Below are 15224 nucleotides of genomic sequence, written 5' to 3'. Positions count from 1 at the left end.
ACGGACGAGGTGATCCTCTCGGCGCGCGGCGTGCGGAAACGATTCGGCGAGCTGGAGGTACTGCGCGGGATCGACCTGGAGGTGCGGAGCGGGGAGGTGCTCTGCGTGATCGGGCCCTCGGGCTCGGGCAAGTCCACCCTGCTGCGCTGCTTCAACCACCTGGAGAAGGTCGACGCCGGGCGGATCGCCGTCAACGGCGAGCTGATCGGCTACGAGCCGGCCGGCTCCGGCGGCACCACGGTGCGCGAGCGGCGGCCCAAGGACATCCAGCGCCAGCGCGAGCGGATCGGCATGGTGTTCCAGCGGTTCCACCTGTTCCCGCACCGCACGGCGGTGCAGAACGTGATGGAGGGACCGGTCGCCGTCCAGGGCCGCGGCCGGGCCGAGGCCGAGCGGCAGGCCCGCGAGCTGCTGAACCGGGTCGGCCTCGCCGACCGCGCCGACCACTACCCCGGCCAGCTCTCCGGCGGCCAGCAGCAGCGGGTGGCGATCGCCCGGGCACTGGCCATGGAGCCGACCCTGATGCTCTTCGACGAGCCCACGTCGGCGCTCGACCCCGAGCTCGTCGGGGAGGTGCTGGGCGTGATGCGCGACCTCGCCCGCAGCGGGATGACGATGATCGTCGTCACCCATGAGATGGGGTTCGCGCGCGAGGTCGCCGACCGGGTCGTCTTCATGGACCAGGGCGCGGTCGTCGAGGCCGGGCACCCGGACGAGGTGTTCACCGCCCCGCGCCACGAGCGCACCCGGGCCTTCCTGGCGACGGTGCTGTGATGGCGGCCGTGGAACTCCTGGTGCGCGGCGGACTGCTGGTGGACGGCACCGGGGCGCCGGCGCGGCCCGCCGACCTCGCGGTGGCGGGCGGGCGGGTCACCGTGCTGCCGCCCGGCGCGGACGTGGGCGGGGCGGGTGCGGGCGGGGCGGGTGACGCCGCCGGTCGTTCGGTGCCGGTCATCGACGCGACCGGGCTGGTCGTCACCCCCGGGTTCATCGACGTGCACACGCACTCGGACGCGCTGGCCGCCGTCGGCGGTCCGGGTCGCGCGGGTGGTGCGGGTGGTGCGACTGGTGCGGGTGGTGCGGGCGCGGGTGTCGACGACGCGGACACCGCGTGGGACGCCCTGGAGGAGCTGCGGCTCGCCCCGCTCCTCCAGGGCGTGACCACCGAGATCAGCGGAAACTGCGGCAGCAGCCTCTTCCCCTGCCTGCCCGAGCGGCTGCCGGAGCTGGCCGAGCACCTGCGGGTCACCTTCGGCATCGGCCCGGTCCGCCCGGCCGAGGACTTCACCGCCTTCGCCGCCGCCCAGCGGCCCGAGCTGCGCCGCAACCACCTCGCCTCGCTGGTCGGCCACGGCACGCTGCGGGCCGGGGTGATGGGCTTCGCCGACCGCCCGCCCCGCCCGGACGAGCTGGCCGCGATGTGCGAACTGCTCGACCGCGCCCTCACCCAGGGCGCGGCCGGGTTCTCCACCGGTCTGATCTACCCGCCCGGCACGTACGCCGACACCGACGAGATCGTCGCGCTCGCCCGCGTCGCGGCCCGGCACGGCAAGCCGTACGTCACCCATCTGCGGGACGAGATGTCCCAGGTGGAGAAGGCCCTGGAGGAGGCGCTGGAGATCGCCGAACGCTCCGGCGCACCGCTCCAGGTCTCCCACCACAAGACGGCCGGCCGGCACGCCTGGGGCGCCACCCTGCGGACCCTCCCCCGGCTCGAACAGGCCCGGGCGGACGGCCTCGACGTGCTGTGCGACGTGTACCCCTACACCGCGGGCAGTACGGTGCTGCACGCGATGCTGCCGCCGTGGACCAGTGAGGGCGGGGTCGGTGCGCTGCTGGAGCGGCTGCGCCGCCCGGAGGTGCGCGCGCGGATCCGGGCGGACATCGCGGGCGGCGTCGACGGCTGGGAGAACACCGTCGGCAACGGCGGCTGGGACCTCATCGCGGTCGCCGCCGCCCCGGCCCGCCGCGCGGCGGAGGGCCACCGGATCGCCGACCTGGCCGCCGCGAGCGGCGCCGACCCGGTCGACTACGTGTGCGACCTACTACTCGACTCGCAGGGAGAGGTGACCATCATCAGCCACTCGATGCGCGAGGACGACGTCCGCCGGGTGCTGGCCAGTCCGCTGTCGATGATCGGCTCGGACGGTGTGCCCAAGCCCGGGCGGCCGCACCCGCGCTGGGCGGGCAGCTTCGCCCGGGTCCTCGGCCACTACGGCCGGGACGAGGGGCTGCTGCCGCTGGAGAGCGCGGTGCACAAGATGACCGGGCTGCCGGCGGCGCGCTTCCGGCTCGCCGGGCGCGGGGTGGTCCGCGACGGCGCGGTGGCGGACCTGGTGGTCCTGGACCCGGGCGCCGTCCTGGACGCGGCCACCTTCGAGCGGCCGCTGCTGCCGCCGCGGGGGGTGGCGGCCGTGGTGGTCGCCGGGCAGGTCGCGGTGCGCGACGGGCGGCCCACGGGTGCCCGGGCCGGAGAGGTGGTACGGGTCCGATGATCCTGGCGCAGGTGGCGGCCGCCGCACGGTCGGCGGCCGCACTGCCGTTGACCCTGGCGGTCGCGGCGGTGGATGTGGACGCGGAGGCCGAGGCTGAGGCGGGGACTGGGACGGGGGCGGGAGCTGAGGCCGGGGCTGGGGCTGGGGCGCTCGCCCGCGAAGGCACGGGCGGGGGCGCGAGGGCCGACGGGGTCGACGGGGTCGACGGGGCCGGTGGGAGTGCGGTCGGGGTGGACGACACGGTGGTGCTGCCGGTCGCCAGCGCGTCCAAGCTGCTGCTGCTCGCCGAGGTCGCGCGGCGGCTGGACGCCGGGGAGCTGCGGGCGGACGCGGTGGTGCCGATCGAGGACGAGGACGTGGCCGGGGGCACCGGGCTGCTGCGGCGGCTCGCGCGCGGGGGCGCGTGCGGCTGGACGGTCGAGGACCTGGCCTGGCTGACCGCCTCGGTCAGCGACAACACCGCCACCAACGCGCTGCTGCGCACGGTCGGCCTGCCCGCCACCGAGCGGCTCGCCCGGCAGCTCGGGCTGGAGCGGCTCACCCTGCACGACCGGGTCCGGGACGTCCGCGGGCCCGGTGTGCCGCCGGTGTTCGCCACCGGGACGGCCCGGGACCTCGCGCGGCTGGTCGCGCTGGCCGTCCGGGGCGACCTGGTCACGCCCGGCGCGTCGGCGCGGCTGCTGGAGTGGATGCGTTCCAACACCGACCACGGGCTGGTCCCGGCGCTCGTCCAGCACGACCCGTACGCGGAGTGCTTCCCCGATCCGCTGCCCGGCGGACTACTGGTCGCCAACAAGACCGGGACCGACACCGGGGTGCGGGCCGACGCGGGGGTGCTGATCGGCACCCGGCGGGTGGCGTACGCGGTGATCGCGCACTGGGACGTGGCACTCGGGCCGAGCACGGAGCGGGCGGCGGTGCACGCCATCCGCGAGGTCGGGCGAGCGCTCGCGACGGGCGCGCTGCGCGGCGAGCCGGCCACGTGCGCGCTACTGCGGCAGTCGGGCGGCTGAGCGGGCGTCGGAGGGTGAGCGGGCGTCGGAGGGTGAGCGGCGGGCGGCCGCCGGGGAGGTCAGGACCACTGCAGTTCGAGCAGGGACCGGACCTCCCCGGCGGCCGCCCGCAGTTCGGTGAGGAAGGCGCGGACGGCGGGGTTGCGGTTGGTGGCCCGGGTGGCCACGCCGATCCGGCGGTGCAGCTGCGGGTGGTCCAGACGGCAGACGTGGACACCGGCGCTGTCGGCCAGGCCGAGGGCCGGGATCAGGGCGACGCCCATACCGGCCCGGGCGAGGTTGATCGTCACCTGGTAGTGGTCGCTGCGGCAGCGCACCCGGGGACGGAACCCCTCGGCGGCACAGGCGCGTTCCAGCACCGGTTCGCCGGTGGAACCGCCGTGGGTGCCGATCCAGCTCTCACCGTCGAGTTCGGCGAGCCGGACCAGCGTGCGCCGACCGAGCCGATGGCGCAGCGGAACGATCACCAACTGCGGCTCGTCGAAGTAGAGTTCGACCTCGGCCACGCCCTGGCGGCCGGCCTGCCGGATCCACGGGTCGAGCGGGTGCTCGAAGACCACCGCGGCGTCCAGGCGGCCGGCTTCGAGGTCGGGGAGCAGTTCGTGGGGCTGGCCCATGATGAGCTCCAGTTCGACCTGCGGGTGCCGGGCCGAGAAGGCGGTGAGCGCGCGGGGCAGCAGGTCGAGGCCGGCCGAGGCGAAGAAGCCCAGGCGCAGCACGCCCGCGGTGCCCTCGGAGTGGGCGCGCAGGTCGTCCTGGGCGACGGCCATGAGGTCGGCGATCGCCTGGGCGTGCTCGGCCAGCCGGACGCCCGCCGGGGTCAGCCGCAGGGACTGGGGCTGACGCTCGACCAGGGCGACGCCCAGTTCCTGTTCCAGGCGGGCGAGCTGGTGGGAGACGGCGGACGGGCTCAGGTGCAGCGCCTGCGCCGCGGCCACGATGGTGCCGCGGCGGGCGATCTCCAACAGGACGAGCAGACGGGCGCTGTTCAGCATCGGGCCAGGGTAGGTCATCGTGGCTGGTCAGGGACGGAGGACGACTCTGTAGACCGGTCGGTCGGTTCTTCTCGATTCAGTAGACCGGTCTGCATATTCAGTGCGGGAAAGAAGTAGACCGGTCTACCTATTTGCTCAGGGGGAGGCGCAGGAGGTAGACCGGTCTACATATTCGGCGGGCTCAGCGCTCAGCGCTCAGCGGTCGACAGTCACGCGTCGGCGGTCTGGCGCCAGGCGCCCGGGACCCGTCCGAGCGCTTCGGCCGACCCGTCGGCGTCGGGGCCGACGTCCAGTCGGAGCAGGTCCTCCTCGGTCTCCCGGCGCACCACCACCCGGGCGTCGCCGTCCCGGACGAAGACCACGGCCGGACGCGGCAGCTTGTTGTAGTTCGACGCCATCGCGTACCCGTACGCACCGGTGACCGGGGTGGCGAGCACGTCGCCGATCCGCAGGTCGGCCGGGAGGGCGGCGTCGTCGATGATGACGTCCCCGCTCTCGCAGTGCTTGCCGACCAGGCGGGCGCGCAGCGGTCGGGGTTCCTGCGGGCAGCGCGGCAGGAACGCCTCGTAGCGCGCGCCGTACAGGGCGGGACGGAGGTTGTCGCTCATCCCGCCGTCGACGCTCACGTACGTCCGGACGCCGGCGATCCGCTTGACCGTGCCCACCCGGTAGAGGGTCAGCCCGGCTCTGGCGGTGATCGAACGCCCCGGCTCGACGCCGAACTCCCCGGCCCAGCCGGCCCCGCGGACGGCCGCCCGGACCCGCTCGGCCCACACCGCGAAGGACGGCGCGCTCTGGCCCGCCAGGTACGCCACGCCGAGTCCGCCGCCCACCGTCAGCCGGGCCACCCCGGAGTCCACCGCGAACCGCGCCACGGCGGCGGCGCCGTCGGCGAGTTCGGCCGGGTCCAGCACCTGTGAGCCGACGTGCGCGTGCACGCCCTCCAGCCGGACGGCCGACGACGCGGCGGCCCGCCGGACGGCGGCCTCGGCGGCGCCGTCGGCCAGGCCGAAGCCGAACTTGGAGTCGTGCCCGCCGGTGCGGATCGCCTCATGGGCGCCCGCCGCCACCCCCGGCGCCACCCGCAGCTGGACCCGGGCCGGCGGCAGGCCCTCCTCCGCGACCAGTCGCTCGATCCGGTCCAGCTCGTCGAAGCTGTCGACCACGACGTGCCGCAGCCCGACGGTGAGCGCGGTCCGCAGTTCGGCCTCGCTCTTGTTGTTGCCGTGCAGCACGATCCGCTCCGGGGAGACCCCGGCGTGCAGGGCGGTGCGCAGCTCGCCGCCGGAGGCGACGTCGAGCAGCAGGCCCTCCTCCGCGGCGAGCCGGGCCATCGCGGTGCAGAGGAACGCCTTCGAGGCGTAGGCGACGTTGCCCGGGCCGAAGGCGGCGACGGCCTCCCGGCAGCGGCGGCGAAGGTGCTCCTCGTCGTAGACGAAGAGCGGAGTGCCGAACCGGCGGGCGAGCTCCGTCAGCGGCACCCCGCCGACGGCGAGCCCCCCGGGGCCCGCCTCGGCGGTGAGCGGCAGCAACCCCGCGCCGACGGGCGGCTCGGCCACGGGACGGGCGTCGGCGGGCGACTGGGCGGCGGGCGAGACAGACGACACGGATTCCTCCCGGCGGGCTGGTTCGCCTGCCATCCTCGGCCCGGCGGGAGGGGTCGGAAAAGCGCATTCTTCCGACCCTCAGCAGTACCGCTTTCGATGCTCCCGAAACGGTCGGCAGCGACCGGCACGACCACAGCGCCGGGGCCCGCCGACCTCGCACCTCGACAGCGGAGAGTCCGCGGCGCAGTGAGCGGGCGCAGCCGGGTCGGCCACCCTCTGCAACGACCCGCCGAGCTGGGCCGGGCACAGCCCGGTAGGCCATCAGCTGTGCCGGACCGGGCTGGCGCTGGAGACAACAGCAGTCGGGACAGGGCCACAACCGACAGCACCCCACACGACGGCACCACCCGAGGCTGGTGCCGTCACGACCCCCAAGACGGTCGAGAAGGTCCAGGAGGCGACCGATCCGAACGGCCCGGTGGACTGGTCGCCCAGGCCCGCCATCGGCGCCGATGGCGGGCCTGGGTCAGACCTCGGCCGGAAGGTTCGGGGCACGTTGCGGGGCACCGACGCATGGCTCAAGTGAAGGGCCCGCGAATTGAACTGACAGTCCATCACAGCAGGACGCCGAGGACGCGGTCTGCGAGGCACTGGCCACGATGGTCACCATGGCCTTCGAAGGCCGTCTGCCTCCCATGACCAACCCGGCCGGCTACCTCTACCGGGCCGCCCACAACACCCTGAAGACGGCCCGGAAGAAGACCGACCACGAGGTGCTGGTCGGCGACAACTGGGACGGCTGGACGCGGGTGGCCCAGGAGTACGACGAGCCGGACGACCTGGGCGGCACTCCCCTGGGCGACCTCGTCCAGGCCCTGAAGCCGCACCTGACGCCTGGCCAGTTTCCGGCTCACCCTGCCAGCGCCCTTGAGGCACTGGCAGGGGGTAGTACCGGGCCCGCTGTCCCACCGGGGCAGCGGGCCCGGACAACCCGACGCCCACCAACACCACGGAGAGCCCGCCGCGGCGGTGCCGGGGCCGTCAGCCGCGGCGGGCTCGGCGGAGGGCGGAGGTGAGGACGGGTGGGAGGAGGTCGCGGACCGCGCGTTTGGCGACGTTGGCCGGGCGGCGGTGCTCGGCGGCGCGGGCGCGGCGGGCGGCGAGGTCGCGGAGGGCCTCGTCGCGCTCGCGCTCCGCGCCGCGCAGGGATTCCTCGGCGGCCCGGGCGAGGTCGCGGCGTTCGGCTTCGACGGTCAGCCGGGCGTGGTGGCGGGAGACCCGGAACGGTTCGGTCCCCTCGGCGCTGCCGCCGATCCGGACGACCCGGTGGTCGGCGATCATCTCGTTGGTCATGTCGCAGTGCGGCAGGGTGCCGCGGCGGGCCAGCAGGTCGAGCTGGGCGGGTTCCGGGTCGCCCCAGGTGGCGTAGAACTTGGTGTCGGTGAGCACGATGGGCCGCAGGCCGTGGGCGAACACCGCCTCCCAGGTGGCGGCGGCGACGCCCGGGGTGTGGGCGGAGCGGTAGTCGTCCAGGACCACGACGCCCTCCGGGGCGAGCGCGGTGCGGGCCACCTGGAGGTCGCCGGCCACGTGCTCGAAGAGGTGCGAGGCGTCGATGTGGATGAACCGGAAGGCGCCGGGCGGGATGCGGTCGCCGGCCAGGACCTCGGTGGAGTCCTGGACGATCTCCGGCAGCCGGTCGTGGAAGGCGAGGTAGTTGGTCTCGAAGGCGGTGCGGGTCAGCGTCCTGCGGTAGGACATGTCCATCTCGGCGGCGTTGTCGTCGTCCGGGGCGTCCGAGTCGAAGAGGTCGCAGACCGTGAAGGTCTCACCCGCCTGGAGGTGCTCCCCGATGACGATCGCGCTGCGGCCCAGGTAGGCGCCCATCTCCAGGAGGTCGCCGGAGAGGCCGGCCTTCTCCTGGCGGCCGAGGAACCAGTCGAAGAGGTGGCGGTCGTGCTCCCAGAACCAGCCGGGGACGTCGTCGAGCACCGCCGGTTCCGCCGGCTGCTGAGGGTCGGCACTGAGTGCGGCGTCGGTCACGGGGCGGCTCCTAAGTCGGTACGAACGACCATGGGCAGGATCTTCGGGCCGGGAGGGGCAGGGGGCCGCCGCGGGCACGTGAACAGAACCTGACCTGCGGCCAACGGTAGTCCGAAGTGCCCGGGTTCGCCGCAATCCACGCGCCGCCGAGCGGACTTGGGCGAAGTCGGTGAAAGTCGGCGGGAAGAGTGTCGCCGCCCGGCACGGTTGTGGGCGGACTTGACCGCGGGCTGCTCCGAACGGCGGCCGGGTCGTCGACACGGCCGTCGACGCTGCCGCCGGACCAGCCGGTTTGCCGTCGCCACGGGAAACGATCTTCACCTGTCCGGAGCCGCCTCCCGTGGTCCGGCCGGCCCGCCCGGGGCGGCCGGACGGACGGGGAGGACGGGGAGGACGGGGAGCAGGACCGCCGGCGGCCACGGGCCCGGCCTGGGCGCGTTGCTCCGGATGGCCGCCGAGGGCCGCACGGTGGCGGCAGTGGCGGCAGTGGCGGCGGCGGACGAGCGGCGCGCCGCCCTGGGTGTCGGGCGGCTCGCCGCGCACACGAGCCGGTGCGCGCCCCGATGGCGCTCCGGCGGCGCCCCGGTAGCACGTCGGCGCGCGGGGCGGGTCGGGCCTTGCGTCCCCCGGGGCGCGCACCGTATGACTGGTCCGGGGCCGGCCCTACGACGGGCCGCAAGGGCACCGCGAGCAGCGGATTCCACGTGAAGGGGCAGCGCATGGCGGACGACACGGAGCGGGCCGAGGGGTACGCCGAGTACACGGACCAGTACATCGACGGCGCCTGGCGGCCCGCCCTCGACCAGGGGTCGATCCCGGTACTGGACCCGGCGACCGAGCGCCTGCTCGCCACCGTCCCGGCCGGTGGCGCGGCGGACGTCGACGCCGCCGTCGCCGCGGCCCGCCGGGCGGCCCGCGGCTGGGGCGCGACCACCGCCGCCGAGCGGCTGGCGCCGCTGACCCGGCTGCGGGACGGCCTGGCCGCGCACCAGGAGGAGATCGCCGCCACCGTGTCGGCCGAGCTGGGCGCGCCGATCGCCTTCGCCACCGCCGTGCAGGCCACGCTGCCGCTGACGATCACCGAGTCGTACCTGGAGCTGCTGGCCGGGTACCCGTTCGAGGAGCGGATCGGCAACTCGGTGGTGCACGCCGAGCCCGCCGGGGTGGTCGCGGCGATCACGCCGTGGAACTACCCGCTGCACCAGATCACCGCCAAGGTGGTGCCCGCGCTGGCGGCCGGCTGTCCGGTGGTCCTCAAACCGGCCGAGGACACCCCGCTGGTGGCCCGGCTGTTCGCCCGGCTGGTCGACGCGGCGGGCTTCCCCGCCGGGGTGTTCAACCTGGTGACCGGGACCGGCGCGGAGGCGGGCGCGGCACTGGCCGCCCACCCGGACGTGGACGTGGTGTCGTTCACCGGTTCGACGGCGGTCGGGCGGACCGTGGCCGAGACCGCCGGGCGCGACATCAAGCGGGTGTCGCTGGAGCTGGGCGGCAAGTCCGCCAACGTGGTGCTGCCGGGCGCCGACCTGGCGCGCGCGGTGAACGTCAACGTCGCCAACGTGTTCACCAACGCCGGCCAGACCTGCAGCGCCTGGACCAGGCTGCTGGTCCACCGCGACCAGTACGACGAGGCGGTGGAGCTCGCCGCGAAGGCGGCCGCCAAGTACGTCCCGGGCGATCCGGCGGACCCGGCGACCCGGATCGGCCCGCTGGTCAACGCCCGCCAGCGCGAGCGGGTGCGCGAGCACATCAACGGCGCGCTCGCCGAGGGCGCGCGCCTGGTGACCGGCGGCACCGAGGCCCCGGACGGCCTCGCCACCGGCTTCTACGTCCGCCCGACCGTGCTCGCCGACGTCACCCCCGACATGGCGGTGGCCCGGGAGGAGGTGTTCGGGCCGGTGCTGGCCGTCCTGGCGTACGAGGACGAGGACCACGCCGCCGAGCTGGCCAACGCCACCGAGTACGGCCTGGCCGCCGGGGTCTGGGCGGCCGACACCGACGCCGCCGCCCGCTTCGCCCACCGGCTGGACGCCGGGCAGATCGACCTCAACGGCGGGCGCTTCAACCCCCTGGCACCGTTCGGCGGTTACAAGAACTCCGGCCTCGGCCGCGAGCTGGGTCGGCACGGCCTGGAGGAGTTCCTGCAGCCCAAGTCGCTGCAGTACTAGCGGCACCACCAGTAGTACCGGCGGCACCAGGGGTGCAGTACCGGCCCGGCCCGCCCAGCCGCCCGGCCCCGCCGTCGCCCGACCCCGCCGCCCGACCGGAGCGATCCGACCGGGCGGCGGAACGGGCGGCGGAACGGGGAGGACGGCGGAGGAACGACGGCGGGACGCGGCGCGTCAGACCAGGTCGACGCCCGGGTAGAGCGGGAAGCCGGCGAGCAGGTCGGCGGCGCGCTTGGCGACGCCCTCGGCGACCGCCGGGTCCAGGGTGTACTGGGCCTTGGACGGGGCGCCGGAGGCGGTGGCCGCCGGGGCGGTGGCGCGCAGCACGGTGTCGATGAGGGCGGCGATCTCGTCCATCTCGGCGGTGCCGAGGCCGCGGGTGGTGAGCGCCGGGGTGCCGATCCGCACGCCGGAGGTGTACCAGGCGCCGTTCGGGTCCTGCGGGACGGAGTTGCGGTTGGTGACGACGCCGGAGTCGAGCAGCGCGGCCTCGGCCTGGCGGCCGGTCAGGCCGTACCCGGAGACGTCGGCGAGCACCAGGTGGTTGTCGGTGCCGCCGGTGACGAGAGTGCCGCCGCGGCGCAGCAGGCCCTCGGCGAGCGCCTGCGCGTTGTCGACGACCTGCCGGGCGTAGTCGCGGAACTCGGGGCGGCGGGCCTCCGCGAAGGCGACCGCCTTGGCGGCCATGACGTGCGAGAGCGGGCCGCCGAGCACCAGCGGGCAGCCGCGGTCGACGTGCTCGGCGAGCTCGGAGGTGCAGAGCACCGCGCCGCCGCGCGGGCCGCGCAGCGACTTGTGGGTGGTCGTGGTGACGATGTCGGCGTGCGGCACCGGGTCGAAGTCGCCGGTCAGCACCTTGCCCGCGACCAGGCCGGCGAAGTGCGCCATGTCGACCATCAGGGTGGCGCCGACCTCGTCGGCGATCTCGCGCATCTTGGCGAAGTCCACCAGCCGCGGGTAGGCGGAGTAGCCGGCCACCAGGATCAGCGGGCGGAACTCGCGGGCGGTGGCGCGCAGCTCGGCGTAGTCGATCAGGCCGGTGGCCGGGTCGGTGCCGTAGCTGCGCTGGTCGAACATCTTGCCGGAGATGTTGGGGCGGAAGCCGTGGGTGAGGTGGCCGCCGGTGTCCAGGGACATGCCGAGCATCCGCTGGTTGCCCAGCTCCTGGCGCAGCCGCGCCCAGTCCTGCTCGGTGAGGTCGTTGACGTTGCGGACCTTGGCGCGCTCCAGGGCGGGGCTCTCGACGCGCTGGGAGAGGACGGCCCAGAAGGCGGTGAGGTTGGCGTCGATGCCGGAGTGCGGCTGGACGTAGGCGTGGTCGGCGCCGAACAGGGCGCGGGCGTGCTCGGCGGCGATGGTCTCGACGGTGTCGACGTTGCGGCAGCCGGCGTAGAAGCGGCGGCCGGCGGTGCCCTCGGCGTACTTGTCGCTGAGCCAGTTGCCCATGGCGAGCAGCACGGCCGGGGAGGCGTAGTTCTCGCTGGCGATGAGCTTGAGGGAGGCGCGCTGGTCGTCGATCTCCTGGCCGATGGCGGCGGCGATCCGCGGCTCGACCTCGCGGACCACGTCGAGGGCGGAGCGGAAGGCGGTGTTGGCGGCGGGGGTGGCGGCCGTGTGCGGCTGCGGGGCCATGGCGGTCTCCTGGTGCGGAGGTCGGGAGGCCCAGGCGCTCGGCAACTGCGTCGTGAATCGGCACGGGGCCGCTTCCCGATGGTCGATTCCATCCGTGCGCGCCAGTCGCGGCCCGCCGGAATCGTACCAATGCCGGGCGGCCTGTGGTGGAGATCTCACCATGCGGGACGGCGGCGGACATGACACTCCCTTCGCCCCGATATGTCCGTTCTACTGCTACAGGAGTATTGCGGCGGAATGAAGCCGTCACGATGCCCGAAACAAAGCACCCGAACCACTCCGCGGGGGCCTTCGGAATGATTTGCGGAAACTCCTCGGCATCCGATCTGATGACGCCCGTCGGCCTTCCGGGAAACCCCCGGGAACGGCCGGCCGTAAATGCACGTCGACGCACCCTCACCCACGGGGCGGCACAGAATTCGGGGAGTACGCCTCTCATGGCAGTGGTCGAACAAGTCGCAGCACCGGACGCCCCGGCGCCGTCGCCGGTGCCCGCCCCGAAGAGCCTGCTGCGCCGCGTCTGCCGCGACCGCACCGGGGCCGTCGCGCTCGGCGTCGTGGTGTTCTTCCTGCTGCTCGCCCTGGCGGCCCCGCTGATCGCCGCGCTGTACGGCAAGAACCCCACCGAGCACTACGGCCAGAACACGCCCGGTCTGCTCAGCGACGGCGGTCTGCCGATCGCGCCGAACGGCGGCATCTCCGGGGAGTTCTGGTTCGGCCTGGAGCCCGGCCTCGGGCGGGACGTGTTCACCCAGCTGCTGTACGGCATCCGCACCTCGCTGCTGATCGCCTTCCTCTCGGCCGCCGTGACCACCACCCTCGGGGTGCTGGCCGGGGTCGCGGTGGGCTACCTCGGCGGGATCACCGACCGGCTCTTCGGCTTCCTGTCGAACGTCCTGCTGGCCTTTCCGACGCTGCTCCTGCTGCTCGCGCTCAGCCCGGTGATCCAGTCCCGGCTGGTCGACCCGGGCACCGCGGAACCGGCCTGGATGCAGTTCCTGGTGCTCGTCCTGGTCTTCTCCGCGTTCGGCTGGATTCCGCTCGCGCTTTCCCTGCGGGCCACCGTCCGCTCGCTCCGGGAAAGGGATTTCGTGCAGTCCGCCCGGGCGATGGGCGCGAGCGGATTCCACATCGTTTTCCGTGAACTCCTGCCGAATGTCCGGGCGCAGCTGCTGGTGCACGCCACCATGGCGGTGCCGACCTTCGTCGCCTCCGAGGCGGTGCTGTCCTTCCTCGGCGTGGGCGTCAACGAGCCGGTCCCGGACTGGGGCCGGATGATCTCCCGCGGCTCCGAGGTCTTCCAGGCCGACCCGACGTACATGTTCTTCCCCGGCCTCGCGCTGCTGCTGTTCGTGCTCGCCTTCAACCTGCTCGGCGACGCCGTCCGGGACGCCCTGGACCCGCGCGCCGCGTGCTGAGGCCGCCCGCCTCCCGTCTCCCACCTTTCGGCTTTCACCTTTCGGCTTTCACCTTCCGCAGTTCACCCGACCCGACCCCGGAGCTCCCGGGCCAAGGAGAGATTTCGCCATGCGCTGGATCAAACCGTCACTCGCCGTCGTCGCGACCGCCCTGCTGGCGACGTCCTGCTCGGCCGGCGCGGGCTCCACCTCCTCCACCGCCGGGCCCGGTGCGGCCAAGGACACCTCGCCGCTGACCGCCGCGCTCGGCACCGAGCAGGAGAGCGCCGGGCCGGCCCCCGCCGTCCCCGGCGCCCGCCAGGGCGGCACGGTGAACGTCTACAACGCCACCGACTTCCGCCACCTCGACCCGCAGAAGGTCTACGCGGGCGCCGCCTACAACACCTCGCTGCTCTGGGGCCGCCAGCTGACCCAGTACCAGGTGGTGGACGGCAAGGCCAAGCTGGTCGGCGACCTCGCCACCGACACCGGCACCTCCACCGACGGCGGGCGCACCTGGACGTACAAGCTGAAGGCGGGCGTGGCCTGGGAGGACGGCCAGCCGATCACCTCCCAGCAGGTGAAGTACGGCATCGAGCGCTCCTTCGGCAAGGGCTACGAGGTCGGCCCGCCGTACTGGGCGCAGTGGCTCACCGGCGAGGCCAGCTACGACGACGCCCGCAAGAAGTACGGCGGCCCGCAGGACGGCGACCTCGCCGCGATCGAGACGCCGGACGAGCGCACCATCGTCTTCCACTTCCCGCAGCCGCAGGCCGACGTGCCGTACATGGCCGCGCAGTCCTCCTCCTCGCCGGTGCGCCAGGACAAGGACACCGGCACCGACTACGACCGCCAGCCGTTCGCCACCGGTCCGTACCGGATCGTCGAGCACGTCCAGAACACCCGGCTGGTGCTGGAGCGCAACCCGAACTGGAAGCCGGAGACGGACCCGATCCGCAACCAGTACCCGGAGAAGTTCGTCTTCTCCTTCGGCAAGGAAGCGCTCAACATCAACCAGGAGATCCTCTCCGGGCGCGACGGCGGCGCGAACGCCACCACGGTCTCCACCCCGCTGTCCCCCGAGCTGTACCAGACGGTGGACACCGACCCGAAGGCCAAGGAGCTGGTCACCTCCGGCCGGCAGGGCGCCTTCGTCACCTACCTCATGATCAACAACGAGCGGGTGAACGACGTCGAGGTCCGCAAGGCCCTCAACCTCGCCTACCCGCGCCAGCAGGCCCGCCAGGTCGAGGGCGGCAGCCGGGCCGGCGACCTCGCGAGCACCCTCAGCTCGCCGGCCCTGGTCGACTGGCAGAAGTACGACCTGAACCCGGCGAAGCCGGAGGGCGACCCGGAGGCCGCCAAGGCCGCGCTGGCCAAGGCCAAGCAGCCGCCCGCCGCGCTCACCTACGCCTACGCCAACACGCCGAGCGGCCAGCGGGTCGCCCAGGTGCTGGTCGACGGCTTCGCCAAGGCCGGCATCACCGTCGTGCCCAAGCCGATCGACCCCAAGGCCCTGCTGGACGAGGCGCACCGCGCCGACTCCCCGTACGACCTGTGGGAGGAGACCTCCTCGGTCGACTGGCCGACGCCCTCCACCCTGATCCCGTTCTCCTTCGACGGCCGCGCCGGCACCGACCTCAACTCGGCCCGCTACCGCAACCCCGAGGTGGACAAGGAGATCGACCGGATCAACCAGATCGGCGAGCCGCACGCCAAGGCCAAGGAGCTGTACGCCCTGGAGCAGACGGTGATGAAGGACCTGCCGGTGCTGCCGTGGGTCTACCCGAACGTCGACCAGCTGCACGGCTCGAACGTCGGCGGCTCGTTCATCCACCCGATCTACGGGTCGGTCAGCCTCGCCTGGCTCTACCTGAAGTCCTGACACCCCGAAGTCCCCGGACGGTCCCGCCGCCCGCCTCCCCCCGAGGAGC

The 15224-nt window shown here is 73.9% G+C and carries 11 protein-coding genes and 1 riboswitch; of the genes, 7 read left to right on the top strand and 4 right to left on the bottom strand.

Annotated features, from left to right (window positions below; genetic code table 11):
• The first annotated feature begins 12 nt into the window (after positions 1-12).
• The 3 genes from ACFVFS_RS10860 to ACFVFS_RS10850 are packed head-to-tail and all read left to right on the top strand — an operon-like array spanning position 13 to position 3508.
• A complete protein-coding gene (locus ACFVFS_RS10860) occupies positions 13-774 on the top strand; it encodes an amino acid ABC transporter ATP-binding protein (protein ID WP_380622600.1) in 762 nt (253 codons plus the stop codon).
• Positions 774-2495 carry an amidohydrolase family protein gene (locus ACFVFS_RS10855; RefSeq protein WP_380622481.1) on the top strand — a complete coding sequence of 574 codons (1722 nt, stop codon included), beginning with the start codon at positions 774-776 and terminating at the stop codon, positions 2493-2495. Before ACFVFS_RS10860 ends, ACFVFS_RS10855 begins: the two co-directional genes overlap by 1 nt.
• Positions 2492-3508, top strand: coding sequence for a serine hydrolase (locus ACFVFS_RS10850; RefSeq protein WP_380622479.1), 1017 nt, complete (start codon positions 2492-2494; stop codon positions 3506-3508). The genes ACFVFS_RS10855 and ACFVFS_RS10850 overlap by 4 nt, the downstream gene beginning before the upstream one ends.
• Positions 3509-3567: 59 nt before the next feature.
• Here the strand turns inward: ACFVFS_RS10850 and ACFVFS_RS10845 are convergent, their stop codons facing one another.
• Positions 3568-4503, bottom strand: coding sequence for a LysR family transcriptional regulator (locus tag ACFVFS_RS10845; protein ID WP_380622477.1), 936 nt, complete (start codon positions 4501-4503; stop codon positions 3568-3570).
• 209 nt (positions 4504-4712) lie between these two features.
• A complete protein-coding gene (lysA, locus tag ACFVFS_RS10840) occupies positions 4713-6110 on the bottom strand; it encodes a diaminopimelate decarboxylase (protein ID WP_380622475.1) in 1398 nt (465 codons plus the stop codon).
• Positions 6111-6718: 608 nt separating this feature from the next.
• Here lysA and ACFVFS_RS10835 point away from each other — a divergent pair.
• Positions 6719-7126, top strand: a complete 408-nt coding sequence (locus tag ACFVFS_RS10835; RefSeq protein WP_380622473.1) for a hypothetical protein — start codon at positions 6719-6721, stop codon at positions 7124-7126.
• On the opposite strand, the gene ACFVFS_RS10830 is transcribed toward ACFVFS_RS10835, so the two are convergent.
• On the bottom strand, positions 7092-8093 hold the full coding sequence (locus ACFVFS_RS10830; RefSeq protein WP_380622471.1) for a class I SAM-dependent methyltransferase: 1002 nt from the start codon (positions 8091-8093) through the stop codon (positions 7092-7094). The genes ACFVFS_RS10835 and ACFVFS_RS10830 overlap by 35 nt on opposite strands.
• 719 nt (positions 8094-8812) lie before the next feature.
• Between ACFVFS_RS10830 and ACFVFS_RS10825 the strand changes: the two genes are divergently transcribed.
• Positions 8813-10261, top strand: a complete 1449-nt coding sequence (locus ACFVFS_RS10825) for an aldehyde dehydrogenase family protein (protein ID WP_380622469.1) — start codon at positions 8813-8815, stop codon at positions 10259-10261.
• Between the two features lie 174 nt (positions 10262-10435).
• On the opposite strand, the gene ACFVFS_RS10820 is transcribed toward ACFVFS_RS10825, so the two are convergent.
• On the bottom strand, positions 10436-11893 hold the full coding sequence (locus ACFVFS_RS10820) for a glycine hydroxymethyltransferase (RefSeq protein ID WP_380622467.1): 1458 nt from the start codon (positions 11891-11893) through the stop codon (positions 10436-10438).
• 21 nt (positions 11894-11914) lie between these two features.
• A riboswitch (ZMP/ZTP riboswitch) is annotated at positions 11915-12012 on the bottom strand.
• A gap of 318 nt (positions 12013-12330) precedes the next feature.
• On the opposite strand from ACFVFS_RS10820, the gene ACFVFS_RS10815 reads away from it, so the two are divergent.
• Both ACFVFS_RS10815 and ACFVFS_RS10810 read left to right on the top strand, forming a co-directional pair.
• Positions 12331-13311, top strand: coding sequence for an ABC transporter permease (locus tag ACFVFS_RS10815; protein ID WP_380622465.1), 981 nt, complete (start codon positions 12331-12333; stop codon positions 13309-13311).
• A 109-nt stretch (positions 13312-13420) separates the two neighbouring features.
• Positions 13421-15175, top strand: coding sequence for an ABC transporter substrate-binding protein (locus ACFVFS_RS10810; RefSeq protein ID WP_380622463.1), 1755 nt, complete (start codon positions 13421-13423; stop codon positions 15173-15175).
• The last annotated feature ends 49 nt before the right edge of the window (positions 15176-15224 follow it).

It is taken from the genome of Kitasatospora sp. NPDC057692, assembly GCF_042799475.1.
Lineage (GTDB): Bacteria > Actinomycetota > Actinomycetes > Streptomycetales > Streptomycetaceae > Kitasatospora.
The sequence above is the reverse complement of the archived record's forward strand: the minus strand, read 5'-3'. Positions and strand labels throughout refer to the sequence as shown.

What these genes read in the sequence shown, in the direction of transcription:
- ACFVFS_RS10825 (WP_380622469.1), top strand. Translation starts at nt 8,813, where the DNA reads ATGGCGGACGACACGGAGCGGGCCGAGGGGTACGCCGAGTACACGGAC.
- ACFVFS_RS10850 (WP_380622479.1), top strand. Translation starts at nt 2,492, where the DNA reads ATGATCCTGGCGCAGGTGGCGGCCGCCGCACGGTCGGCGGCCGCACTG.
- ACFVFS_RS10845 (WP_380622477.1), bottom strand. Translation starts at nt 4,503, where the DNA reads ATGCTGAACAGCGCCCGTCTGCTCGTCCTGTTGGAGATCGCCCGCCGC.
- ACFVFS_RS10835 (WP_380622473.1), top strand. Translation starts at nt 6,719, where the DNA reads ATGGCCTTCGAAGGCCGTCTGCCTCCCATGACCAACCCGGCCGGCTAC.
- ACFVFS_RS10855 (WP_380622481.1), top strand. Translation starts at nt 774, where the DNA reads ATGGCGGCCGTGGAACTCCTGGTGCGCGGCGGACTGCTGGTGGACGGC.
- ACFVFS_RS10815 (WP_380622465.1), top strand. Translation starts at nt 12,331, where the DNA reads ATGGCAGTGGTCGAACAAGTCGCAGCACCGGACGCCCCGGCGCCGTCG.
- ACFVFS_RS10820 (WP_380622467.1), bottom strand. Translation starts at nt 11,893, where the DNA reads ATGGCCCCGCAGCCGCACACGGCCGCCACCCCCGCCGCCAACACCGCC.
- ACFVFS_RS10810 (WP_380622463.1), top strand. Translation starts at nt 13,421, where the DNA reads ATGCGCTGGATCAAACCGTCACTCGCCGTCGTCGCGACCGCCCTGCTG.